This window comes from Mesorhizobium tianshanense (assembly GCF_007830515.1).
GTDB lineage: Bacteria > Pseudomonadota > Alphaproteobacteria > Rhizobiales > Rhizobiaceae > Mesorhizobium > Mesorhizobium tianshanense.
Genome location: NZ_VLKT01000030.1, coordinates 23,216 through 47,030 on the forward strand (window position 1 = coordinate 23,216; position 23,815 = coordinate 47,030).

Sequence of the window (23,815 nt, forward strand, 5' to 3'; positions counted from 1 at the left end):
TAGAGCGGCGATTCGACTTGAAAGTCTGTCGCTCTAGCTAGGATACGTCACCCGCCGCAGCGTCAGGTTGATCCGCCCGCCATTCCTGAGCAATGCCGAGGTCGACGGATAGATGCGGTCGACGCCGTGGAAACAGAGGCGGCCTTCGCCACCGAGCACGACGACGTCGCCGCTTTTCAGCCTGAACGACCGGGTCGCCCCGTCGCGCGTGCTCTGGCCGACCCTGAACAGGCAATCGTCACCGAGTGAAACGGAGACGACCGGCGCGGAGAAATCGACCTCGTCGCGGTCTTGATGAAGGCCCATCTTCGCGTCCGGCGAATAGAAATTGACCAGGCAGGCCTCCGGCGGATGTTGATAGGCGGACACGTCCCGCCACAACTCCAGCAACACGTCGGGGATCGGCGGCCATGGCATTCCGGTCGCCGGGTGCGTCGGCTGGTAGCGATAGCCGCGCTCCTTGTCGGTGACCCAGCCGAGCGAGCCGCAATTGGTCATGCGCACGCTCATCTCCTTGCCGGTGCGCGGCATGGCCGGCACGAACAGGGGAGCCTCCCGCACGACCCGCCTCACATCCTCGACCAGCGCTTCCTGCACGGCGCGCGACAGATAGCCGGGCATGTGGCGGACGCCTTTGGGCAGAACGAGCATCAGATTGGTCGCTTCATTCTCATCCGGCAAAGAATGCCACCATCAAATGAAAACGGCGACCCGAAAGCCGCCGTTGTCGGTTGACCGTCCCCGATCTGGTCAGGCTTGATCGAGATCCGGTATGCGCAGGACCTGCCCCGGATAGATCTTGTCCGGGTGGGTCAGCATCGGCTTGTTGGCTTCGAAGATGATCGTGTTTTTCGCGCCCTTGCCCTTGCCGTAGCTCTTTTCGGCGATCTTCCAGAGGTTGTCACCTTTCTGGACCGTATAAAGGGTCGGCTCCTTGGCCGCGGTTGTGGGCGTGCCGGACTCAGGCGCGGCGACCTGCAATTCGTCCGCCTGCACCTTGGACACGCCGAGCGTGTTGCCGACAGCGATGACCGCTTTTTCGAAGATCGATTGATCCTTGACCACGCCTTTCAGGACGGCCGTATCACCCTTGACGACGACTTCCACATTGTCGGTGCCGAGCGCGTGCGAATCGAGCTCCTTCTTGAGCGTATCGGCGGTCGGCTCCGGCTCATCGTCGCCGAAGCCGAGCTTCTTGCCGACGCCCTTGACGAAATCAAACATGCCCATGTGCGGTCTCCTTGCTGTGGCGAATACCGAACTTGCCACCTGCAACCCTGAATTGGAAGCCGCTTCGTTGTGTTGACCTAATCGTCGTTCACCCGGCCGCGCAGTTTCTTGATGGTGCCGCGCCCGGCCTTGGTCTTCAGCCGTCTTTCGACCGCGCCTTTCGACGGCCTCGTCTTCTTGCGCGGCGGCGGCGGCGGTTCGGCGGCCTTGGCGACCAGTTCCGCAAGCCGCGCCCGGGCGTCCGCCCGGTTCTGCTCCTGCGTGCGGAAGCGTCCGGCCTCGATGACGATGACGCCGTCCTTGGTGGCGCGCTGGCCGGCCAGCTTTATGGTTCGCTCGCGCACGCGCTCCGACAGGCCCGCTGCATTGGCTGCATCGAAGCGCAATTGCACCGCCGTCGCCACCTTGTTGACGTTCTGGCCGCCAGGGCCGGACGAGCGGATGAAGTCCTCGTGCAGGTCATCCGGATGGATCACCGCATCGTCGGCAATGATGATCTTGTCGTCGGCGTTCATGCCGCAGTCATGGCGCGGCCGATGAAAAAAGAAAAGGCCCGATCCCCGGGGTCGGGCCTTCCCGATCCCGGTCCGGGCCTTGAGATGCAGCATATCCAGTCGGCGACTATTCCGCGGCTTCGCGCATGCGTGGCGCGGCGCCGAGCACGATCGGGTCGACATGAGGTTCGAACTTTTCGAAGTTGACGGCGAACATGCCGACCAGCCTCGCCGCCTGCAGGTCATAGGCTGATGTATCGGCCCATGTCGATCTCGGATCGAGAATGGCGTGGTCGACGCCCGCAACCGCCACCGGCACATCGAAACCAAAATTGGCGTCGGTCCGGAAATCGGCCTCTTTCAGCGAGCCGTCGAGTGCCGCGGCAAGCAGCGCCCGCGTCGCCTTGATCGGCATCCGCTTGCCGGTGCCGTAGGCGCCGCCGGTCCAGCCGGTGTTGACCAGCCAGCAATCGACACCGTGATGGGCGATCAGCTCGCGCAGCAGATTGCCGTATTCCGACGGATGGCGCGGCATGAACGGTGCGCCGAAACAGGTCGAAAACGTCGCTTCGGGGTCGGTGACGCCCTTTTCGGTCCCTGCCACCTTGGCGGTGTAACCGGAGAGGAAATGGTACATCGCCTGCGCCGGGGTCAGCCGCGCGATCGGCGGCATCACGCCGAATGCGTCTGCCGTCAGCATGATGATGTTCTTCGGATGGCCGGCACGGCCCGTCTTACTGGCGTTGGGGATGAAGTGGAGCGGATAGGCGCAGCGCGTGTTTTCGGTGAGGCTGCCGTCGTCGAAATCCGGCACACGGCCTGCGTCGAGCGCCACATTCTCCAGCACCGTGCCGAAGCGTTGGGTGGTGGCGAAGATCTCCGGCTCGGCTTCGGCCGAGAGCTTTATCGTCTTGGCATAGCAGCCGCCTTCGAAATTGAAGATGCCATGCGGACCCCAGCCGTGCTCGTCGTCGCCGACCAGTGTGCGCGACGGATCGGCCGACAGTGTCGTCTTGCCGGTCCCCGAGAGGCCGAAGAAGATGGCTGCGTCTCCGCCAGCGCCTTCATTGGCCGAACAATGCATCGGCATCACGCCCTTCGCCGGCAACAGATAGTTGAGCATGGTGAACACCGACTTCTTCATTTCGCCGGCATAGGAGGTGCCGCCGATCAGCACGATCATGCGCGAGAGATCGACGGCGATCACCGTTTCGGTGCGGGTGCCGTGGCGGGCGGGATCGGCGCGGAACGACGGCAGGTCGATGATCGTCATGTCGGGCACGAAATGCTCGAGCTCGGCGGCTTCCGGACGAATGAGCAGATTGCGGATGAACAAGGAGTGCCAGGCAAGCTCCGTGACGACCCTGGTCGTCAGCTTCAAGCCCTCGTCGGCGCCGCCGACCAGATCCTGCACATAGAGATCCTTGTCCGCCGCATGGGCGCGAAAATCGGCGAGCAGCGTGTCGAACTGGGCCGGCGAAATCGCCTTGTTGTTGTCCCACCACACATGCGGCCGGGTGGCCTCGTCGCGCACGATGAATTTGTCCTTGGGCGAGCGGCCGGTGTGCTGCCCGGTCTCAGCGACAAGCGCGCCATGCGCGGTAAGCCGGGCCTCGCCGCGATGGATCGCTTCCTCGTAAAGGGCGGCCGCGCCGAAATTATAGCGCACCGCGCCCGTGGTCTTCAGGCCGATCCGGTCGATCGCCCATGCGGGATTGCGTTTGCCGGCTTCCGACATGAGGGTTCCTTCTTCGTTTTGCAGCATCCTGGCCGGCGAACTTCCGGAGCCTCCATGAAGGAGACTATAAGGGTCAGAACCAGAAAAACCAAATGATATCAAATCATTAATCGATTTAAATATTTTGAAAGTTGTTTAAATCGTTTATATATGCAAAAAGTCAGGCGGTTGCCCAAAGGATTGGCGGTCTTTATCAGTCCAATCCATGTCGAGGTGAGATTGTGGCCGCCGGCGTGCCGCTAAAGATAGCGGACGAAGCCTGTGCCACATTTTGTACCTAATTTGTCCTGCAAAAGCCCCTTCTCGACCAAAGAAGGGACAGCTCAATGAGGGAGCCGCTTGAAATGGCAACAATCGCGCTTGTCGATGACGATCGCAACATTCTGACTTCGGTGTCGATCGCCCTCGAATCGGAGGGGTACCGCGTCGAAACCTACACGGATGGGGCGTCGGCGCTGGAAGGCCTGGCGGCCCGCCCGCCGAATCTCGCCATCCTCGACATCAAGATGCCGCGCATGGACGGCATGGAGCTTCTGCGCCGGATGCGCCAGAAATCCGACCTGCCGGTGATCTTCCTGACGTCCAAGGATGACGAGATCGATGAGCTTTTCGGCCTCAAGATGGGCGCTGACGACTTCATCCGCAAACCCTTCTCGCAGCGTCTTCTGGTCGAGCGGGTTCGCGCCGTGCTGCGCCGTGCCAGTGCCCGCGAGGCGTCGGCCAAGACACCCAACCAGCAGGCCCGTTCGCTCGAGCGCGGCCAGCTTGTCATGGACCAGGAGCGCCATACCTGCACCTGGAAGGGCGAGCCGGTGACGCTTACCGTCACCGAGTTCCTGATCCTGCATTCGCTGGCCCAGCGCCCCGGCGTGGTAAAAAGCCGTGATGCGCTGATGGATTCGGCCTATGATGAGCAGGTCTATGTCGATGACCGCACCATCGACAGTCACATCAAGCGGCTTCGCAAGAAGTTCAAGGCCGTCGATGATGACTTTGAGATGATCGAAACCCTTTACGGAGTCGGATACCGGTTCCGCGAAGCATGAGTTGATGCATGGCGCCCAAAAGTGGTTCCGGTCTTGGGGACAACGACATGCATCGAAAACGTCAATGCATGGCGCCCAAAAGTGGTCCCAGTTTTGGGACAACGGCATGCATCGAAAGCTAAAGACTGAGCGGGGGCTGCTATTCGATGGCAGTGGACGTAGAGCGAGTGAGACGGACGGGCGCCCGGCGCCCGTCTCGGATTCTGCCCGCATTCCTGTCGAGAATCACGGTGCCGATGCGCCGCTTTCTCGGCCACCATATCTTTTCCAGCCTGACGCGGCGCATTCTCTTCCTCAACCTCGCCGGCCTCGCCGTCCTGGTCACCGGCATTCTCTACCTCAACACGTTTCGCGACGGGTTGATCGATGCCCGCGTCGAGAGCCTGATGACCCAGGGCGAGATCATCGCCGGCGCGATCGCGGCGTCGGCGACGGTCGAGACCGATTCGATCAGGATCGATCCGGAAAAACTGCTTGAAATGCAGGCTGGCGAAAGCCTAGGCCCCGGCTCCGATCAGCTCGACAATCTGGATTTCCCGATCAATCCGGAGCGCGTCGCGCCGGTGCTCAGGCGGTTGATTTCGCCGACGCGGACGCGCGCCCGCATCTATGACCGCGACGCCAACCTGCTGCTCGATTCCCGCCATCTCTATTCGCGCGGCCAGATCCTTCGCTACGACCTGCCGCCGGTCGACGAGGAAGAGCCCGACCTCCTGGAGCGTATCCAGAAATTCGTCTTCGATTTCTTCCGCAACACCGCGCTGCCGGTCTATCATGAGCAGCCGGGCGGCAATGGCGCTGCATTTCCAGAAGTGGTCAAGGCGCTTACCGGCAGCCCGTCGACCATCGTGCGGATCTCCGAACAGGGCGAGCAGATTGTTTCGGTCGCCGTGCCGATCCAGCGCTTCCGCGCCGTCCTCGGCGTGCTGATGCTGTCGACGGAGGGCGGCGACATCGACAAGATCGTCGCGGCCGAGCGCAAGGCGATCCTGCGCGTCTTCGGCATTGCCGCCCTTGTCACCGCCATCCTGTCGATGCTGCTTGCCTCGACCATAGCCAACCCGCTGCGCCGGCTGTCGGCGGCGGCGGTCAGGGTGCGGCGCGGCGTCAAGAACCGCGAGGAAATCCCGGACTTCTCCGATCGGCAGGACGAGATCGGTAACCTGTCGATCGCCGTGCGCGACATGACCAATGCGCTCTACGCCCGCATCGAGGCGATCGAAAGTTTCGCGGCTGACGTCTCGCACGAGCTGAAGAATCCGCTGACCTCGCTACGCAGCGCGGTAGAGACCCTGCCGCTGGCCAAGAACGACACGTCGCGCAGCCGGCTGATGGATGTCATCCAGCACGATGTCAGGCGGCTGGACCGTCTCATCACCGACATTTCCGATGCCTCTCGTCTTGACGCCGAGCTCGCGCGGGAGGACGCGGGAACCGTGGACCTGAAGAAATTCATCACCGATCTGATCGCCGTTTCGCGCACGGCCACGCGCAACAAGAAGACGGTCGAGATCGAGTTCAAGGTCGCCAAACCGCCGCAGGGCGTCAAAGGCTACTTCGTCGCTGGCCATGATCTGAGGATCGGCCAGGTCATCACCAATCTGATCGAGAATGCCCGCTCCTTCGTCCCCGAAGAGCGCGGCCACATCGCTATCTCGCTGGCGCGCGCCGGCAAGGTCAACATCATCACCGTCGACGACAATGGCCCCGGCATAAGGGCCGACAACATCGACCGCATCTTCGAACGCTTCTACACCGACCGGCCGGCCGGCGAGGCGTTCGGCCAGAATTCAGGCCTTGGCCTGTCGATCAGCCGGCAGATCGTCGAAGCCCATGGCGGCACGCTGACCGCCGAGAACATCCCGGGCACCAAACCAGGCGAGATCAAGGGCGCGCGCTTCGTCGTGACACTGCCGGCGGAAGGCTGACGCATGATCCCGAAAAGTGGGAACCGGTTTTCGGACAAGATCATGCGTAAACCAAAAAAGCATGATCCCGAACCGAAGTTCCGCAGCCCCGAAAAGTGGGAACCGGTTTTCGGACAAGATCATGCCTGACCCGATTGTGCAGGCTGAAAACATTCATGGAACGGCGCTGCTGATCGGCGAGCGCGGCGTCCTCATCACCGGACCGTCCGGCGTCGGCAAGACGACGCTGGCGCTGACACTCCTGGATCATTGCCGCGCGCGCGGGCTGTTTTCGCGGCTTATCGGCGACGACAGGCTGCTCGCCGCGGCCCACGCCGGGCGGCTGGTCTGTCGCGTGCCGGCGACCATCGCCGGTCTCGCCGAAGTGCCTGGGTTCATGCCGCGCCCGCTGCCGTTCGAGCCGGGTGGAGTGATCGACCTGCATGTCCGGCTAGTGCCGAAGGCAGAAATGGCCCGTTTCCAGGAGGAAATCAGCGAGCCGGTGGCAGGCTGTCCGGTGCCGCGTATCGACCTTGCCGAGCGCAACGCCGCCACGGCCTTGCCGGCGGTGATGGCGCGGCTGTCGATCGCCCCCTTTTTATGATCCGGTTCCGGTTTTTTGCTGCAATGCGTCAAAATGGCCTGGGCCTGTGCAATTTTGGGCTTGTCAACGCGTCTCGCGTCGACAAGATAGCGCTCCCGCCGCCTGGAATGGCCGGCGAGCATGAAATGCGCCTGTGAAGCGGCGATGACGGGAGCCACCAAAGAATGATCGGACTCGTGCTTGTAACGCACGGTCAACTGGCCGCCGAGTTCCGCCATGCCGTGGAACATGTCGTCGGGCCACAAGACAGTTTCGAGACCGTGGCGATCGGCGCCGACGACGATATGGAGCAGCGTCGCAGCGAGATCGTCGACGCCGTTGCCCGCGTCGACACCGGGGCGGGCGTCATCGTTCTGACCGACATGTTCGGCGGCACGCCCTCCAATCTCGCCATTTCGGTGATGGAATCCGGTCGTACCGAGGTCATAGCCGGCATGAACCTGCCGATGCTGATCAAGCTGTCCAGCGTTCGCAAGGGCGACAACATGACGGCAGCGCTGGACGAGGCGCAGGCGGCCGGCCGCAAATACATCAACGTCGCCAGCCAGCTTCTGAGCAGCAAATGAACGCGGTGTCGGCCAAGAAGGATCACATCGTTCGGGAGTTTCCAATCGTCAACCAGCGTGGCCTGCATGCCCGCGCCTCGGCGAAGTTCGTTCAGGTTGCCAGCGGTTTCGACGCCTCCGTCCATGTCGAGAAGGACGGCGTCACGGTCGGCGGCACCTCGATCATGGGGCTCATGATGCTGGCGGCGAGCCCCGGCTATTCGATCCGCGTCACCGCCAGCGGCCCGGAGGCCGAACGGGTCATCGACGCGCTGGAGCAACTGGTCGCTTCCCGCTTCGGCGAGGAGTCCTGACGCCTAGAGCGCCGCGCGTCCTTTGGACGCGCAAAGGACGCTCTAGCACTTTGAATTTGCGCATCGTGCTTTCCGAAAATCGATTCCGATTTTCGGGCCGATGCGCCCCCGAAGACATGCACGGATAAAGATTTCTTTATATCCCATTGTCGTCCGACCGGCGATCTGCTAGTCAAGCCGGCAACTCGCGCCCATCGACACGCCTTCCGGCGCGGGCGCACCCGAAAACAATTTTGCATCGGAGCACTGCCATGACGGGTAGCAAGGACTATGTGGTCGCCGACATTTCGCTTGCCGACTGGGGCCGCAAGGAGATCGAGATCGCCGAAACCGAGATGCCGGGCCTGATGGCCTGCCGCGAGGAATTCTGCAAGGCGCAGCCGCTCAAGGGCGCGCGCATCACCGGCTCGCTGCACATGACCATCCAGACCGCGGTGCTGATCGAAACGCTGAAGGCGCTCGGCGCCGACATCCGCTGGGCCTCCTGCAATATCTTCTCGACCCAGGACCATGCGGCCGCGGCAATCGCCGAGGCTGGCATTCCGGTCTTCGCCGTCAAGGGCGAGACGCTCGAGGACTACTGGGTCTACACCGACAGGATATTCCAGTGGGCCGACGGCGGCACGTCCAACATGATCCTCGACGATGGCGGCGACGCCACCATGTACATCCTGATCGGTGCGCGTGCCGAAGCCGGCGAGGACGTGCTCTCCAATCCGGGCAGCGAGGAGGAAGAAATCCTGTTTGCCCAGATCAAGAAGCGACTGAAGGCCTCGCCCGGCTTCTTCACCAAGCAGAAGGAAGCGATCCGCGGCGTCACCGAAGAGACGACAACCGGCGTCAACCGGCTCTACCAGTTGCAGAAGAAGGGCCTGCTGCCCTTCCCGGCGATCAACGTCAACGATAGCGTGACCAAGTCGAAATTCGACAACAAGTATGGCTGCAAGGAATCGCTGGTCGACGGCATTCGCCGCGGCACCGACACGATGATGGCCGGCAAGGTCGCGGTCGTCTGCGGCTATGGCGACGTCGGCAAGGGCTCTTCGGCGTCGCTCAAGGGCGCCGGCGCCCGCGTCAAGGTCACCGAGGTCGATCCGATCTGCGCATTGCAGGCGGCGATGGACGGCTTCGAGGTGGTCACGCTCGAAGATGCCGCCCCGACGGCCGACATCGTCATCACCACAACCGGCAACAAGGACGTCGTCACCATCGACCACATGCGGTCGTTCAAGGACATGGCGATCGTCGGCAATATCGGCCACTTCGACAACGAGATTCAGGTGGCGTCGCTCCGCAATCTGAAGTGGACCAACATCAAGCCGCAGGTCGACATGATCACCTTCCCGGACGGCAAGCGGATGATCCTTTTGTCGGAAGGCCGCCTGCTCAATCTCGGCAATGCCACCGGCCATCCGAGCTTCGTCATGTCGGCGTCCTTCACCAACCAGGTGCTGGCCCAGATCGAGCTGTACACCAAGCCCGGCCATTATCAGAACCAGGTCTACGTCCTGCCGAAGCATCTCGATGAAAAGGTCGCGCGCCTGCATCTCGACAAGCTCGGCGCCCGGCTCACCGAACTGTCCGGCGAACAGGCTGCCTATATTGGCGTGACCCAGCAGGGACCGTTCAAGCCGGAACACTACCGCTATTAACCACACTTGAATTTACCACTAGATATTGAGGCCGGGCGATTGACTTTTTGCCCGGCTTTATTTTTGCGCTGATTGATTCTTCACGCCGATTCGCGCAAGCGCTATGGTGCTGATTCGCGGGTCCGGGGACGAGGGCCGACGCCCGCATCAGGGCGGTCTTGCATTCAGGCGGCGAAGAGGACCAGGACATGCCGGGGGATAACCCGCCTCGCGCGGGACAGGCCGTTTCCGGCGGCCGCAACGATTCGGTGACCAAGGGTTCCGCCGCCAGGGGCGGGAGCCTTCTATGGCGCGCCGGTACCCGCGTCGGAACGTTGCTCGCTTCTTCCGCGCTCGCCGGTCCGCTGCTTGGCCTTTCGGCACACGCTGAAACGGCTGCTGCGCCCAAGCCCGGGCTATCGGTCGGCGCTGTCGAGGTCATGCAACTCGCCATGTTTGTCGGCGTCATGGGCGCGGCACTTGTCTCGGCCATTTTCCTGATCCGCGAAAGGGCGCGCACCTCGGCGCAGAATGTCGAACTCAGAGGCCGCTTGGCCGACGTCAACGTTGCGCTGCAGCGCTCCGAGGCGCTGCTCAATCTGCGCGACCAGCGTGTCGTCGTATGGACCTCGGAAAACAAGAAACCCGAGCTCGTCGGGACATTGCCGGTCGAGAGCGGCGCCCCGGAAGACCGTGCCGCCTTCCTCGCCTTCGGCCGCTGGCTGATGCCGCGCTCGGCAGCGGCGCTCGAAAATGCCGTGGCGGCACTGCGGGAAAAGGCGAAGCCGTTCGATCTCGTCATCGAATCGCAGGTTGGTGCGCCGCTCGAAGTGCACGGGCGCAAGAGCGCGGCACACGTGCTTGTACGCTTCGTCTCGCTTTCTGAAACGCAGCGAAGCGAGGCCAGGCTGAAAATCGAGAACCAGCGCCTCGCCGCCGACTACGACACCATGATCGGCCTTCTCGACGCGCTCAGCATGCCGTCATGGCTACGCACGGCGGACGGGCGGCTGAAATGGGTCAACCGCGCCTACGCCAAGGCGGTCGAAGCCGAAAACGCCGAAGCGGCCGTTCGCGACGCGAAGGAATTCCTGGGCGGCCAGGCGCGCGATGCGATCGCAGCGCAGCACAAGTCGCATCCCGTCTTCGAGCAGGCGCTTTCCACCGTGATCGAAGGCGACCGCCGCATGTTCGCCGTGACCGACTTCGCCGGCGCGGACGGCTCGGCGGGGCTTGCCTGCGACACCAGCGCCATCGAAACGATCCGTAGCGAATATGAGCGGACCGTGCGCAGCCACGCCGACACGCTCGATCAGCTCAACACCGCCGTGGCGATTTTCGATACCGACGAAAAATTGCGGTTCTTCAACCAGGCGTTCCAGAAACTATGGGGTCTCGATAGCGGCTTCCTGCATAGCGCTCCGGACAATGCCTTGTTGCTCGACCGGCTGCGCAGCGAGGGTAAGATCGCCGAGCAGCCCGAATGGCGGCGCTGGAAGGAAAGCCTGCTCGGGGCGTATCGCGCGGTCGAATCGCAGGAACATTGGTGGCATTTGCCGGACGGCAAGACTATCCGCGTCGTCGCCAATCCGCAGCCCAAGGGCGGCGTGACCTGGGTGTTCGAGAACCTGACCGAGAAGATGGATCTCGAAAGCCGCTACCAGACCGCGGTGCGGGTGCAAGGCGAGACGCTCGACAATCTTGCCGAGGGTGTGGCCGTGTTCGGCCCGGACGGAAGGCTCAGATTGTCGAACCCGGCATTTGCAGTGCTGTGGGGGCTGGACGCCGACGCTGCCAAGCCCAACGTTCACGTCTCCTCGATCCGCGATCTGTGCGACCGGCGTGCCGCCGACAGTCCCTGGGGCGGGTTCGTTGCCGCCATCACCGGATTCGACGATGAGCGCCGCGACCGCCACGGCCAGACTGAGCTGAACAATGGCACCGTTTTGCGTTACGCAATGATCCCGCTGCCCAACGGGCAGGTGATGATGACCTTCGTCGACGTCACCGACAGCGTCAATGTCGAGCGGGCGCTGAAGGATAAGAACGAGGCGCTGGAAAAATCCGACCAGCTCAAGAACGAGTTCGTCCAGCACGTCTCCTACGAACTGCGCTCGCCGCTGACCAACATCATCGGCTTCACCGAGCTTCTTTCGCTGCCGTCGACCGGGCCATTGAGCCAGAAGCAGCGCGAATATGTCGAGCATGTCGGCTCGTCTTCCTCGGTCCTGCTCACCATCGTCAACGACATCCTCGACCTGGCGACCGTTGATGCCGGCATCATGCAGCTCGATATCTCCGAAGTTCACGTCGACCGGACCATCGCCGCCGCCGCCGAGCTGGTTGCAGACCGGCTGGAGGAGCATGCGATCAGGCTCAAGGTCGACGCGGCCACCGCGCCAAAGACGTTCCACGGCGACGAAATCCGCATCCGCCAGATCCTCTACAATCTGCTGAGCAACGCCGCGAACTACGCGCCGGAATCGAGCACCATCACCCTCGCCTGCCGCTCGCTTGCCGAAGGTGTGGAATTCTCCGTTCACGACGACGGCCCCGGCATGCCGCCGGACGTGCTCGATTCGGTGTTCCGCCGTTTCGAGCCGCGCGCCAATGGCGGCCGCCGGCGCGGCGCCGGCCTTGGCCTGTCGATCGTCAAGAGTTTTGTCGAACTGCATGGCGGCAGCGTCCGCATCGAGACCGGCAAGGACAAGGGCACCACCGTCATTTGTGCCTTTCCCGACACGCCGTCCGGCATTCGCGCGGCGGCCGAGTAGCGCGCTCGATGGCAGGCGTGGTGCTGGAGCGTTTTCTCGCCGACGAGGCTGCGACCGCAAGGCTGGGCGAGGATCTGGCCATGTCGCTGCGCCCCGGCGACGTGCTGTCCCTCAAAGGCGATCTCGGCGCCGGCAAGTCGAGTTTGGCGCGGGCCCTGATCAGGGCCATGACCGAGGACGCCAGCCTCGATGTGCCGAGCCCGACCTTCACGCTCGTCCAGAGCTATGAGGCGCGCGTTCCCGTCCATCATTTCGACCTCTACCGCCTGACCTCGGCGTCCGAACTGGACGAACTGGGTTTCGACGAAGCGCTGGCGCAAGGCGCTGCCCTGGTCGAATGGCCGGAACGGGCGGAGGCCTATTTGCCGAAGACTTTGGTTCTGATCGAACTGGTCCATCAGGGCGACGGACGCCTGGCGAGACTGTCGGGACAAGGGGCTGCCTTCGAGCGCGCGGCGCGATCGCTGGCCATCCGCGATTTTCTGGAAAGAGCTGGCTGGGGCGAAGCGCAGAGACGATATTTTATCGGCGACGCCTCGGCCCGCTCCTATGAGATCGTCTCGCTGGCCGGCCTGCCGCCGCGCGTGCTGATGAACTCGCCGCGGTTGGTGCTCGGGCCGCCGGTCCGCGACGGCAAGCCCTATGCGGTGATCGCCCACACCGCGCAATCCGTCGCGGCCTTCGTCGCCATCGACCGGACGTTGCGGGCCGGTGGCGTCAGCGCCCCGGAGATCCATGCCCAGGACCTGGACCAGGGCTTTCTTCTCCTGGAGCATCTTGGCTCGGAGGGGGTTCTCGGCAAGCACGGCGAACCGGTGGCGGAGCGCTACGAGGCGGCGGCCGAACTGCTTGCCATGATGCATGGCAAGGCATGGCCCGATCGCATGGAGGCCGCGCCCGGCGTTTTTCACGAGGTGCCGCCCTTCGATCGAGATGCCATGATGATCGAAGCCGAACTGCTGCTCGACTGGTACGTGCCGGCGATATCGGGCGGCCCGGCAAGCGATGCCCTGCGCACCGGCTACGACAGGGAATGGAATGCGGCCCTCGACCGGCTGGAGGGGCGCGAATACACGCTTGTGCTGCGCGACTTTCATTCGCCCAACATCATCTGGCGCGGCGAGCGCACCGGTCACGATCGCCTTGGCATCATCGATGTCCAGGACGCGCTGATCGGCCCCTCCGCCTACGATCTCGCCTCGCTCGCCATGGATGCGCGCGTCACGCTTTCGCCTGGGATCGAGAAGCGGACGCTCGATGCCTATATCGCTGCGCGCCATAAGGCCGGTGCTTTTAACGAAGACGAATTCGTCGAGAGCTATGCGATCATGGCGGCGCAGCGCAATTCGAAGATCCTCGGCATTTTCGTCCGGCTCGAAAAGCGCGACGGCAAGCCCTATTATCTAAAACACCTGCCGCGCATTCGCGACTACCTCCGCCGGGCGCTGGCGCATCCGGCGTTGGCCAGCCTGCGGGATTTCTACACCGCCAACGGCCTGCTGGAGGAACGGCCGCTGTGACGACACGCCCCAAGACCGCAATGGTGCTTGCCGCCGGCCTGGGAAAGCGCATGCGGCCGATCACCGACACGATGCCGAAGCCGCTGGTCAAGATATCAGGCAAGACGTTGCTCGACTGGAGCTTGGACAGCCTGGCCCATGCCGGCGTCGACAAGGCCGTGGTCAACGTCCATTATTTTCCCGAACAGATCGTCGCCCATATCGCCACGCGCCGCGCACCGCGCGTCGTCATTTCCGACGAAAGCGAAAGGCTGCTCGATTCCGCCGGCGGCATCGTCCATGCTTTGCCGGACCTGGGAAAGGCTTCCTTCTACATCGTCAACGCCGACACCTTCTGGATCGACAGCGGCATGCCCAATCTTGCTCGCCTTGCCCTTGCATGGGAGGCAGCGAAAATGGATATTCTGCTGATGCTTGCGGATCTCCAGTCAGCGACCGGACACAGCGGCGGCACCGATTTCCTGATGGCGCCGGACGGCGCCTTGCGGCGTTCGAAAGGTGACCCGGCAGGCCTTATCTATGCAGGTGCTGCCATCGTCCATCCGCGTCTTTTCAAGGATGCGCCGGCCGAGCCGCACTCGCTCAACGCCTATTTCGATGCGGCCATCGCCGCCGGCCGCCTGTTCGGCATGACGATGCACGGACGTTGGATCACCGTCGGCACGCCCGACGCCATTCCGCTTGCGGAAGCGGCGGTCGCCGGCGCGCTTGCCGAGTCGCCCAGCGCCCTTAACGAGTTGAAATGAGCGGCTCCCGCCGCGTCTTCTCGATTCCCCCCGGAGCGCCGTTTCTGCCGACGCTGGCCGAGGCCCTGCTGTCAGGGCGGCTTGTTCCCGGTTTCCGGTTCGACGGCGACCCGCTGGCGCTGGCCGACGCCACCATCTATGTGCCGACGCGCCGTGCCGCGCGGGCGCTGCGCGGCGTCTTCGTCGACCGTCTGAGTGCCCGCTCGGCGATCCTGCCGGTGATCCGTCCGCTCGGTGAGTTCGACGAGGACGAAGCGGCATTCGAGGCCGACGCATCGGCGGCGATCGACCTCGCGCCGCCGATCGCCGCGATCGAGCGGCTGCTGCTGCTGGCGCCGCTGGTGCGCGCCTGGAAGCGCCGCCTGCCGGCGCATGTCGCGGCGCTTTTCGACGAGGAGATCGTCGTGCCGGCCTCCGCCGCCGACGCCATCTGGCTGGCGCGCGACCTGGCCCGGCTGATGGACGAGATCGAGACGGAAGGCACGGACTGGGCCAGGCTCGCCGATCTGGTGACCGGCAATCTCGCCGGCTGGTGGCAAGTGACGCTCGATTTCCTGAGCATCGTCACCGAAAACTGGCCGAATCTCCTCGAAGAACGCAACCGCTCCAATCCCGCCGCACATCGCAATGCGCTGATGAGGCTGGAAGCGGCGCGGCTGAAGCGCAATCCGCCCACTGGGCCGGTGATCGCCGCCGGCTCCACGGGGTCTATTCCCGCAACGGCCGAACTGCTTGCGGTGATCGCCGGCCTGCCGAACGGCGCCGTCGTGCTGCCCGGCCTCGACCTGATGCTGGATGAGCCGTCGTTCCAGGCAATCGCGGCGCCCGGGGCGCGTCCGGCCTTGCTTGGCCATCCGCAATACGGCCTGGCAAAACTGATCGGCAAGATCGGCGTGCTGCGCGGCGATGTCGGGGAGATCGCCGTTGCCGAAAGGCCGCTTGTGCTGCGCGCGGCACTTGTCGGCGAGGCGCTGCGGCCGGCCGAAACCACCGAATTGTGGGCGCAGACGCGTGCCGGCTTTCCCGCGGGCGACATCATTGACGCCTTCGCCGACGTGACGCTTGTCGAAGCCGCCGGCGAACGCGACGAAGCGGTGGCGATCGCCGTCGCGCTCAAGCGCGCGGTCGAGCAGCCCGGCCAGCGCGCGGCACTCGTCACCGGTGACCGCGCCCTGGCGCGGCGCGTCTCGGCCGAACTCTTGCGCTTTGGTGTCGTCGCAGACGATTCGGGCGGCACGCCGCTTGCCAATACGCTTGCCGCCAGCCTGCTCAGGCTGGCGCTTCAGGCCGCGTTCCGGCCCGGCGATCCGGTCGCCCTGCTGTCGCTGCTCAAGCACCCTTTGCTTGGCCTCGGCCTGGAACGCACAAGCGTGCGTCATGCGGCGGAGATCATCGAACTGGTGGCCCTGCGCGGCGGCACCGGCCGCCCCGACGTCGCATCGCTGCCGGAGCTCTTCGAGGCCCGCCTCACCGGCCTGGGCACCGGCACCCGCCCGCCCTTCTGGTTTTCCCGCCTGACTGTGCGAAACATCGAAGGCGCCCGCGAGTTGCTCATCCGCCTTGCCGCTGCGCTGGCGCCGCTGATTGTCTTTCGCGGCGGGGAGGACACCGATCTTGCCGCGCTGACCCGGGCCAGCGTCGTCGCGCTCGAAAGTCTCGGCCGCGCCGCGGACGGCAGCCTGAGCGAACTCTACGCAGGCGACGCCGGCGAAAAACTCGCTGAGCTCCTGCGCGGGCTGGTCGCCGCCCCGGCGTCGTTCTCCTTCGCGGCGGACGAATGGCCCGATGTGATGGAGGCGCTGATCGCGCCCGAGACGGTCAAACCGGCACAAGGCACTGACAGGAACATCGCCATCTGGGGCGCCCTGGAAGCTCGGTTGCAGAACGTCGACACGCTGGTCGTCGGCGGGCTCAACGAAGGCGTGTGGCCGCGCAAGCCGGAAAGCGACCGCTTCATGTCGCGGCTGATGAAGACCGGCATCGATCTCGAGCCGCCCGAACGGCGCATCGGCTTGGCCGCCCATGATTTCCAGATGGCGATGGGCTCGAAAAAGGTGGTGCTGGCGCGCTCCGCCCGCTCTGGCGACGCGCCGGCGGTGCCATCGCGCTGGCTGCAGCGCATCCTGACCTTCATCGGCGAGGACCATGCGGCGGTGCTTCGCCGGCGTGGTGATGAATTCCTGTCCTGGGCACGTGCGCTCGATGCCGGCGAAAGGCGAGATTTCGCGCCGCGACCGCAGCCGAAACCGCTGCTGGCCGTGCGGCCTCAGCATTTCTCCGTCACCGAAATCGAGACGCTGCGCCGCGACCCTTACGCGATCTATGCCAGGAGAATACTCGGCCTGATGCCGCTCGATCCGGTCATCCGCGACCCGGGCGCCGCCGAGCGCGGCACGCTGTTTCACGCCATCCTGCATCTCTTCTCGGCAAGGGTCGCCGATCCGCTTGCGCCGGAGGCGCTGGACGGTCTCCTCGCCGCCGGCCGCGCATGCTTTGCCGAGGCGGCCCTTCCGTCCGATGTCGAGGCGGTGTGGTGGCCGCGCTTCGAAAAGCTCGCAGCCGGCATCATCGAATGGGAACGCGGCCGCGCTTTCGCCGTGACAATGCGGCATGCCGAGGAGCGCGCCGAAAAAACCGGTGTCGGCCGGTCCGGCGTGACGCTGTCCGGCTACGCCGATCGTGTCGATCTCCTGGCCGGTGGCATGGCCGACATCCTGGACTACAAGACCGGTTCCTCGCCGTCCAAGGCGCAGGCCCATACGCTGCTGTCGCCGCAACTGGCGCTCGAAGGCGCGCTGCTCAGGCGCGGCGCCTTCAAGGGGCTTGGCGCGCGCGAGCCGTCGCAGCTGGCCTTCATCAGGCTGAAGCCGAACGGCGAGGTGTTCGAGGAATCCATCCTCGAATACAACCGCAAGCCGCGAACCGCCGCCGATCTCGCCGAGGAGGCCTGGGCGCGGCTGGAAAGGCTGCTGATCCATTATGCCGACCCGGCGACCGGCTATCTGTCGCGCGCGCTGCCGTTCCGCGAGGGCGAGACCGATGGCGACTACGACCATCTCGCCCGCGTGCTCGAATGGTCCGCCGGCAGCGACGCCAGCGACGAAGGAGGGGAGGCGTGAAGAAGGCCTATCCCATCCCGACCGACACGGCGGCCAGCCAGGCAAGTGCTTCCGACCCGCAAAATTCCGCCTGGGTGTCGGCCAATGCCGGATCGGGCAAGACCCATGTGCTGGCCCAGCGCGTCATCCGGCTTTTGCTGCGCGGCACCGATCCGTCGAAGATCCTGTGCCTGACCTACACCCGCGCCGCCGCCGCCAACATGTCGAACCGGGTGTTTTCGACGCTGTCGGAATGGACGGCGCTTGGCGACGCGGAGCTGGCGACAAGGATAGAGGCGCTGGACGGTCGCGGGCCCGATCGCGAAACCATGCGCCGCGCCCGCCGGCTGTTCGCCGAGGCGCTGGAAACGCCGGGCGGGCTGAAGATCCAGACCATCCACGCCTTCTGCGAATCGGTGCTGCACCAGTTCCCGCTGGAAGCCAACATACCGGCGCATTTCGAAATGCTCGATCCGCAGATGGAGGCGTCGCTCTTCGCCGCCGCCCGCCGCGACATGATCTCGGGCACGGCGGCCGGCGATCCGGGACTGGCCGAGGCTTTCGCCACCATTCTGGAACGCGGCGGCGAACACGGGCTCGACGCGTTGCTGGCCGAGATCGTGCGCAAGCGCGACGGTTTGCGCGCCTTCATCAGCGCGGCCGGCGGCGATGGCTTCCGGGCGCTGTTCGATGAGTTCAAGTTTCGCGCCGGCCAGACCGCCGAAGGCCTGGCGGCGTCCGTCTGGCCGCTGCCGGGCTTCCTGCCGGACTATTTCGTCACCTTTGCCCGCGCTGCCGAAGCCGCCGATGCCCGCATCGTGCTGAACAATCTTCTGCCCTACGCCCATCTTGCCTTCGCCGAGAATGATTCGGTTCGCCGGCTGCAACTGCTGGCAAAAGCCTTCCTGCGGGCGGATGGCGAGCCTTATGAGCCGGCAAAGACGTTCAAGAAGGCGCTGCTCGACCGGTTGCCCGATCTTGCCGAGCGCTATCTGGCCGCGGCCGACGCCATCCTCGAAATCTCCGACCGGCTGGCCCTGTTCAGGATGCTGGAGGGCACACGTGCCGCGCTGACCATCGCCGACCGGCTGATCGCCCGCTACGAGCAGTTGAAGCGCGCCCGTGGCTTCCTCGACTTCAACGACCTCATCACCCGAACGGTCAATCTCCTGGCGCGGCCCGACGCCGGTCCCTGGGTGCAATACAAGCTCGACCAAGGCATCGACCATATCCTGCTCGACGAGGCGCAGGACACCAGTCCCGACCAATGGGAGGTGGTGAAGCGGCTGGCCGAGGAATTCTTTGCCGGGCTCGGCGCGCGCGACACGGTCCACCGCACGGTCTTTGCCGTCGGCGACGAAAAACAGTCGATCTACTCCTTTCAAGGAGCGGCCCCCGACTCCTTCGCCGACTCAAGGCTCCTGTTTGCCGGAAAAGTACGCGACGCCAACGCCGCCTTCGCCGATCTCAAGCTGACCTGGTCCTTCCGTTCGACCGACGACGTGCTTGCGGCGGTGGACCGTGTCTTTGCCGACCCGGTCGTGCGGCGCGGCATCAGCCACGATCCCGATCCGCTGAACCACAAGGCGATCCGCACCGACGCGCCGGGCTATGTCGAGGTCTGGCCCTCGATCGGCGCCGACGTCGTCGACGAGCCCGACGACTGGACGCAAGCCGTCGACCACGCCCATGCGCCGGCGGTGCGCGTTGCCGAAAACGTGGCGGCGACCATTGCCGGCTGGATCGGCAATGGTGAGATCATCGAAGGCCGCGGCAAGAAGCTTCGGCCCGGCGACGTGCTGGTGCTGGTGCGCAAGCGCGATCGTTTCGTCCATGCGCTGACGCGCGCGCTGAAGCGCCGCGACATCCCGGTCGCCGGCGCCGACCGGCTCAGCCTGCCCGGCCATATCGCGGTGAAGGACCTGATCGCGCTCGGCCACTTCCTCATCCAGCCCGAGGACGATCTGTCGCTTGCCGCCGTGCTGCGCAGCCCGATCTTCGATGTTTCGGAAGAGATGCTTTTCGCGCTCGCGGGCGAGCGGCCGTCCGGTCTCTCCTTGATCGCTTCGCTCAGGCGGCATGCCGACGAAAGCGCTGCCTTGGCCGCAATCGTTGCCCAACTCGACACATGGTCCGATGAAGCCGCATTCAAGCCGGTGTTCGAATTCTATGCCGGGGCTCTCGCTCGCGACGGCCTGCGCAGGAAGATGATCGCGCGGCTCGGGCCGGAAGCCGGCGACATCCTCGACGAGTTCTTGAGCTTTTGCCTCGCCGAGGAACGAACCGGCCTGCCGGGACTGGAATCCTTCCTGTCGACGCTGGAAAACGCCGGCCCCGAGATCAAGCGCGAAATGGACCAGACCCGCGACGAGGTTCGCGTCATGACCGTGCATGCCGCCAAGGGCCTGGAGGCGCCTGTCGTGTTCCTGGTTGATGGCGGCTCGGCTCCGTTCAGCGACCAGCATCTGCCGAGGCTGATGCCGTTCGATGGCTCGGGCGAGCATTGGGACGGCAAGGGCTACCTCTGGCGCTCGGCCAGCGACGTCGCCAATGGATTTTCGCGGGCCGCTTCGGCCCGCGCGCGCGAACTGGCCGACGACGAATATCGCCGGCTGCTCTATGTCGGCATGACCCGCGCCGAGGACCGGCTGATCGTCTGCGGTTATCACGGCAAGCGGGCGCCGAATGCCGGCACCTGGCATTCGATCGTCAGCCGCGCGCTGGTCGGTGCTCCCGAAAGCACGGAGCGGCAGCACCCCGCCACCGGCGAGACCGTGCATCGCTTTCACGTGACAAAATTGCCGCCGGTCGCACCGGCGGCCGCCGAAGAGGCGCGGCAGACGCAACAGTTTGCGCCGTTGCCGGAGACGCTGTTCCAACCCTTGCCGCCCTTCGAGGACCTGCCGCGGCCACTGTCGCCCTCCGGCGCTTCGGCGCTGATCGACGAGGCGAAGGAAGCCGTGATCGACACCGGCTCGCCGGTGCTGGACGCCGAGGCGGAGCCCGGCTTTGCCGTGATGCGGGGGCTGGCGCTGCACAAATTGTTGCAGATGCTGCCCGGCATTGCGGAGGCCGAACGCCGGGGTGCCGCGGAGCGCTATCTCAAGCGCGCCGGCGCGCAATGGCCTGAAACCGAACGCAATAGGGCTTTGGCCTCGGTGGCGGCGATCCTTGCCGACATCCGTTTCGGTGAACTGTTCTCGCCGTCCTCACGCGCGGAAGTCGCGGTCATGGGCAGCCTGGAGGTGAAGGGCAAATTACGCTCGATCTCCGGCAAGATCGACCGTCTGGCAGTTACACCAGGCAAGGTTTCGATCGTCGACTACAAGACCAATCGGCCGGCGCCAGCCGCGCTGGCGGACGTTCCTCCGGCCTATGTCCTGCAGCTCGCGCTCTATCGCGCGCTGCTCCAGCCGCTTTACCCCGAACATGAGGTCTCTGCGGCGCTGCTGTTCACCGAAGCGCCGCGGCTGATCGAGCTGCCGGCAAAGGCGATGGACGACGCCCTTGCCCGACTCACGGGAGCGTGACACAACAGCTGCTTGAAGAAGGGCGCAATAACCACCACATTTGGTGCGAAAAACAACTCTCGAAAGGATTTCAGCATGGCCACCGTCAAGGTCGACAAGAGCAATTTCCAGGCTGACGTGCTCGACGCCAAGGAGCCGGTCGTGGTCGATTTCTGGGCGGAATGGTGCGGCCCGTGCAAGATGATCGCGCCGGCGCTGGAAGACATCGCCGTCGAACTCGGCGGCAAGGTCAAGATCGCCAAGCTCAACATCGACGAGAATCCGGAGTTGGCCGCGCAGTTCGGCGTGCGCTCGATCCCGACGCTGATGATCTTCAAGGACGGCGAAATGGCCGACATGAAGGTTGGCGCAGCACCCAAGACCGCGCTGTCGCACTGGATCAACGGCAATCTCGCCTGATCCGGCCCGAAATTCTGCAGCCAAGCCCGGCCGTCGCGCCGGGCTTTTTGCTGGCGTCATCGCCAGGTCGCTCTGGCCCTCGCGCTGTCGCACTCCATGTCCTCTGTTCAGGCAAAGAGGAGAACTCCATGACAGGATCCGCCAAGGCAACCGTCTTCATCGACAATGACCGCGTCATCGTCACCGAGTACCGCTTCGCGCCGGGCGACAACACAGGCTGGCACCGCCATGGCCATGACTACGTCGTCGTGCCGCTGATGGACGGCAAGGTCAAGCTGTTGACCAAGGATGGCGAATCCTTTGCCGAGATGAAGAAGGGGGCGCCCTATTTCCGCAAGGAAGGCGTCGAGCACGACGTCATCAGCGCCAATGAGGGTGAATACGCCTTCATCGAGATCGAGCTGAAGTAATCCACCGCGCGATCACCAATCGGCGATGCGATCGCCTCCGGCGAATTGCGCACTCTTTTCGGTATACTCGAACAACTCGATCTTCACGTCGTTGGGATCGCGTATCCAGGCCTGATAGGTGTCATCGCACGCGTGTTTCTTTGCCGTGACATCGATGCCCTTCGATCTTATGTGGGCGATCGCCGCGTCGATGTTTTCCACCTCAAGGCAGAAGTGGTTGATCTGGTTCAAGTCGCTATAGCGGGCCTCGTCTTTCCCAAATACCTCGACGTGGCTGCGGCCGCCGCAATTGAGGTAGAACCCGAAAATCTTGCCGTCGCGCAGGAAATTGAACTGGGTGTCCATGCCAAGAACGTCCCTGTAGAAGCTTCGCGTCGCTTCCAGGTCATGCGCGAAGATGCAGACATGAGCGAGCTGCTTTACCTTGATCATGACTGCTCCTCGCGGAAAATCCGGCTTCAGACCGGCGGCGTGCCGTTCTCGGCCAGCACCGCGCCGGCCAGGTAGAGCGAGCCGCTGATCAGGATGCGCGGCGGCGGCCCGTCCCATGTATCACGCAACAGCATCAATGCATTGGCGACGGAGCTCACCGGCTCGGCCGACAGCCCGGCCTCGACGGCGCGGATCGCCAGTTCGTCATTCGGCACGCTGGCCTCGCTGAGGCTCACCGGCACTGTGTAGACATGCCGGACTAGGCCCTTGAAGGCGCGGAAATAGCCGCTCTGGTCCTTGGTGTTGATCATGCCGGAAATCAGGAACAGCGGCCGCGGGTTCTTTTCCTCCCGCTCGGCCAGCGCCTCGGCAACAACGATGCCGGCGCCCGGATTGTGGCCGCCATCGAGCCAGATTTCGGCGCCCTTCGGCGCCAGTTCCGTCAGCCTGCCTGGCGGCAATTTCTGCATCCGCGCCGGCCATGCGGCATTGGTCATCGCCTTCTCGGCGGTGCGATGGCCGATCTCGAAGCCCGCCGCCTTGACCGCCGCGATCGCCGCCGCCGCGTTGGCGAATTGGTGGCGTCCCGGCAGGCGCGGCGGCGGCAGGTCCATCAGACCGTCTTCGTCCTGATAGACCATGCGGCCGTTTTCCTCGAAGGCGAGGAAATCCTGGCCATAGACGAAGGCGGGACAGTCGAGCCGCTCGGCGGTTTCGATGAGCACCTGCAGCGCCGTTTCGCTTTCCTGCGCGCCGATGACCACCGGGCAACCGGGCTTGATGATGCCGGCTTTTTCGGCGGCGATCAGTTCGACACGGTCGCCGAGATAGGCTTCGTGGTCGAGCGAGACCGGCATGATCACCGACACCGCCGGCTCGGTGACGACATTGGTGGCGTCGAAGCGGCCGCCGAGGCCGACCTCGATGATGACGGCATCCGCCGGATGTTCCGAAAACAGCAGGAAGGTGACGGCGGTGAGGATCTCGAAGACGGTGATCGTCTCGCCTCCATTGGCCTTGGCGACGCGGGCAATGGCATCGGCGAAGACCTTGTCCTCGACCAGCCTGCCGCCGCCGTCGGCGGCCAGCCGGTAGCGCTCATGCCAGTTCACCAGATGTGGTGACGTGTGGACATGGACGCGGTGGCCGGCCGCTTCGAGCAGCGCCCGCGAAAAGGCGGCGCAGGAACCCTTGCCGTTGGTGCCGGCGATGTGGATGACCGGCGGCAGATGGTTCTGCGGATTGCCCAGCCGCTCCAGCAGCCGCGAAATGCGGTCGAGCGAAAGATCGAAGCCCTTCGGATGAAGCGACATCAGGCTTTCGATTTCGCGGTCGGCGGCAAGCGTGGTCATGGTGGAATCCTAGGCGCGCCACAGACGGCGCGCAATCGCGTTCGC

Annotated in this window: 19 protein-coding genes; 13 read left to right on the top strand and 6 right to left on the bottom strand. The window is 64.4% G+C overall.

The features are described 5' to 3' along the window. Positions 1-33: 33 nt before the first annotated feature. The 4 genes from IQ26_RS22625 to IQ26_RS22640 all read right to left on the bottom strand — a co-directional run bounded on the left by IQ26_RS22625 (position 34) and on the right by IQ26_RS22640 (position 3,462). Positions 34-651, bottom strand: coding sequence for an alpha-ketoglutarate-dependent dioxygenase AlkB family protein (locus IQ26_RS22625; protein WP_145720627.1), 618 nt, complete (start codon positions 649-651; stop codon positions 34-36). 99 nt (positions 652-750) lie between these two features. Then, positions 751-1,230 carry a peptidoglycan-binding protein LysM gene (lysM, locus tag IQ26_RS22630; RefSeq protein WP_145720564.1) on the bottom strand — a complete coding sequence of 160 codons (480 nt, stop codon included), beginning with the start codon at positions 1,228-1,230 and terminating at the stop codon, positions 751-753. A 77-nt stretch (positions 1,231-1,307) separates the two neighbouring features. Further along, entirely contained in the window at positions 1,308-1,745 is a 438-nt protein-coding gene (gene arfB, locus IQ26_RS22635; RefSeq protein ID WP_145720565.1) for an alternative ribosome rescue aminoacyl-tRNA hydrolase ArfB, read from the bottom strand. A gap of 106 nt (positions 1,746-1,851) precedes the next feature. Further along, positions 1,852-3,462 carry a phosphoenolpyruvate carboxykinase gene (locus IQ26_RS22640; protein WP_145720566.1) on the bottom strand — a complete coding sequence of 537 codons (1,611 nt, stop codon included), beginning with the start codon at positions 3,460-3,462 and terminating at the stop codon, positions 1,852-1,854. A gap of 344 nt (positions 3,463-3,806) precedes the next feature. On the opposite strand from IQ26_RS22640, the gene IQ26_RS22645 reads away from it, so the two are divergent. The 13 genes from IQ26_RS22645 (at position 3,807) to IQ26_RS22715 (ending at position 21,986) form a co-directional block, all read left to right on the top strand. After that, positions 3,807-4,508, top strand: coding sequence for a response regulator transcription factor (locus tag IQ26_RS22645; RefSeq protein ID WP_023796909.1), 702 nt, complete (start codon positions 3,807-3,809; stop codon positions 4,506-4,508). Positions 4,509-4,654: 146 nt separating this feature from the next. Then, positions 4,655-6,436 carry a sensor histidine kinase gene (locus tag IQ26_RS22650; RefSeq protein ID WP_145720567.1) on the top strand — a complete coding sequence of 594 codons (1,782 nt, stop codon included), beginning with the start codon at positions 4,655-4,657 and terminating at the stop codon, positions 6,434-6,436. Between the two features lie 121 nt (positions 6,437-6,557). Continuing rightward, positions 6,558-7,019 carry an HPr kinase/phosphorylase gene (locus IQ26_RS22655; protein ID WP_145720568.1) on the top strand — a complete coding sequence of 154 codons (462 nt, stop codon included), beginning with the start codon at positions 6,558-6,560 and terminating at the stop codon, positions 7,017-7,019. Positions 7,020-7,183: 164 nt separating this feature from the next. After that, positions 7,184-7,585: a PTS sugar transporter subunit IIA gene (locus IQ26_RS22665; RefSeq protein WP_145720570.1), complete on the top strand. Its 402-nt coding sequence runs from the start codon at positions 7,184-7,186 to the stop codon at positions 7,583-7,585. Further along, a complete protein-coding gene (locus IQ26_RS22670) occupies positions 7,582-7,878 on the top strand; it encodes an HPr family phosphocarrier protein (protein ID WP_145720571.1) in 297 nt (98 codons plus the stop codon). Before IQ26_RS22665 ends, IQ26_RS22670 begins: the two co-directional genes overlap by 4 nt. Positions 7,879-8,129: 251 nt before the next feature. Further along, complete coding sequence (gene ahcY / locus IQ26_RS22680) at positions 8,130-9,530, top strand: adenosylhomocysteinase (RefSeq protein WP_145720572.1); 1,401 nt, start codon at positions 8,130-8,132, stop codon at positions 9,528-9,530. Between the two features lie 188 nt (positions 9,531-9,718). Next, on the top strand, positions 9,719-12,283 hold the full coding sequence (locus tag IQ26_RS22685; protein ID WP_145720573.1) for a sensor histidine kinase: 2,565 nt from the start codon (positions 9,719-9,721) through the stop codon (positions 12,281-12,283). Positions 12,284-12,291: 8 nt separating this feature from the next. Then, positions 12,292-13,803 (top strand): tRNA (adenosine(37)-N6)-threonylcarbamoyltransferase complex ATPase subunit type 1 TsaE, encoded by a 1,512-nt coding sequence (gene tsaE / locus IQ26_RS22690; RefSeq protein ID WP_145720574.1) that lies wholly within the window; start codon positions 12,292-12,294, stop codon positions 13,801-13,803. Next, on the top strand, positions 13,800-14,549 hold the full coding sequence (locus IQ26_RS22695; protein ID WP_145720575.1) for a nucleotidyltransferase family protein: 750 nt from the start codon (positions 13,800-13,802) through the stop codon (positions 14,547-14,549). Before tsaE ends, IQ26_RS22695 begins: the two co-directional genes overlap by 4 nt. Then, positions 14,546-17,668: a double-strand break repair protein AddB gene (gene addB, locus IQ26_RS22700; protein WP_145720576.1), complete on the top strand. Its 3,123-nt coding sequence runs from the start codon at positions 14,546-14,548 to the stop codon at positions 17,666-17,668. The genes IQ26_RS22695 and addB overlap by 4 nt, the downstream gene beginning before the upstream one ends. Continuing rightward, positions 17,665-21,177, top strand: a complete 3,513-nt coding sequence (gene addA / locus IQ26_RS22705; RefSeq protein WP_145720577.1) for a double-strand break repair helicase AddA — start codon at positions 17,665-17,667, stop codon at positions 21,175-21,177. Before addB ends, addA begins: the two co-directional genes overlap by 4 nt. A 75-nt stretch (positions 21,178-21,252) precedes the next feature. Next, a complete protein-coding gene (trxA, locus tag IQ26_RS22710; RefSeq protein WP_145720578.1) occupies positions 21,253-21,576 on the top strand; it encodes a thioredoxin in 324 nt (107 codons plus the stop codon). 128 nt (positions 21,577-21,704) lie between these two features. Continuing rightward, complete coding sequence (locus IQ26_RS22715; protein WP_126036949.1) at positions 21,705-21,986, top strand: cupin domain-containing protein; 282 nt, start codon at positions 21,705-21,707, stop codon at positions 21,984-21,986. A gap of 12 nt (positions 21,987-21,998) precedes the next feature. Here the strand turns inward: IQ26_RS22715 and IQ26_RS22720 are convergent, their stop codons facing one another. Together IQ26_RS22720 and IQ26_RS22725 are read right to left on the bottom strand one after the other, a co-directional pair. Continuing rightward, positions 21,999-22,418, bottom strand: coding sequence for a VOC family protein (locus IQ26_RS22720; RefSeq protein ID WP_145720579.1), 420 nt, complete (start codon positions 22,416-22,418; stop codon positions 21,999-22,001). 26 nt (positions 22,419-22,444) lie between these two features. Continuing rightward, positions 22,445-23,770: a bifunctional folylpolyglutamate synthase/dihydrofolate synthase gene (locus tag IQ26_RS22725; protein ID WP_145720580.1), complete on the bottom strand. Its 1,326-nt coding sequence runs from the start codon at positions 23,768-23,770 to the stop codon at positions 22,445-22,447. Between the last annotated feature and the right edge of the window lie 45 nt (positions 23,771-23,815).

Excerpts from the sequence above, each read along its gene's own strand:
- trxA (WP_145720578.1), top strand. The coding sequence starts at position 21,253 with ATGGCCACCGTCAAGGTCGACAAGAGCAATTTCCAGGCTGACGTGCTC.
- lysM (WP_145720564.1), bottom strand. The coding sequence starts at position 1,230 with ATGGGCATGTTTGATTTCGTCAAGGGCGTCGGCAAGAAGCTCGGCTTC.
- IQ26_RS22665 (WP_145720570.1), top strand. The coding sequence starts at position 7,184 with ATGATCGGACTCGTGCTTGTAACGCACGGTCAACTGGCCGCCGAGTTC.
- addB (WP_145720576.1), top strand. The coding sequence starts at position 14,546 with ATGAGCGGCTCCCGCCGCGTCTTCTCGATTCCCCCCGGAGCGCCGTTT.
- arfB (WP_145720565.1), bottom strand. The coding sequence starts at position 1,745 with ATGAACGCCGACGACAAGATCATCATTGCCGACGATGCGGTGATCCAT.
- IQ26_RS22625 (WP_145720627.1), bottom strand. The coding sequence starts at position 651 with ATGCTCGTTCTGCCCAAAGGCGTCCGCCACATGCCCGGCTATCTGTCG.
- IQ26_RS22725 (WP_145720580.1), bottom strand. The coding sequence starts at position 23,770 with ATGACCACGCTTGCCGCCGACCGCGAAATCGAAAGCCTGATGTCGCTT.
- IQ26_RS22670 (WP_145720571.1), top strand. The coding sequence starts at position 7,582 with ATGAACGCGGTGTCGGCCAAGAAGGATCACATCGTTCGGGAGTTTCCA.
- tsaE (WP_145720574.1), top strand. The coding sequence starts at position 12,292 with ATGGCAGGCGTGGTGCTGGAGCGTTTTCTCGCCGACGAGGCTGCGACC.
- IQ26_RS22640 (WP_145720566.1), bottom strand. The coding sequence starts at position 3,462 with ATGTCGGAAGCCGGCAAACGCAATCCCGCATGGGCGATCGACCGGATC.
- IQ26_RS22650 (WP_145720567.1), top strand. The coding sequence starts at position 4,655 with ATGGCAGTGGACGTAGAGCGAGTGAGACGGACGGGCGCCCGGCGCCCG.
- IQ26_RS22715 (WP_126036949.1), top strand. The coding sequence starts at position 21,705 with ATGACAGGATCCGCCAAGGCAACCGTCTTCATCGACAATGACCGCGTC.
- IQ26_RS22645 (WP_023796909.1), top strand. The coding sequence starts at position 3,807 with ATGGCAACAATCGCGCTTGTCGATGACGATCGCAACATTCTGACTTCG.
- IQ26_RS22685 (WP_145720573.1), top strand. The coding sequence starts at position 9,719 with ATGCCGGGGGATAACCCGCCTCGCGCGGGACAGGCCGTTTCCGGCGGC.
- ahcY (WP_145720572.1), top strand. The coding sequence starts at position 8,130 with ATGACGGGTAGCAAGGACTATGTGGTCGCCGACATTTCGCTTGCCGAC.
- IQ26_RS22720 (WP_145720579.1), bottom strand. The coding sequence starts at position 22,418 with ATGATCAAGGTAAAGCAGCTCGCTCATGTCTGCATCTTCGCGCATGAC.
- IQ26_RS22655 (WP_145720568.1), top strand. The coding sequence starts at position 6,558 with ATGCCTGACCCGATTGTGCAGGCTGAAAACATTCATGGAACGGCGCTG.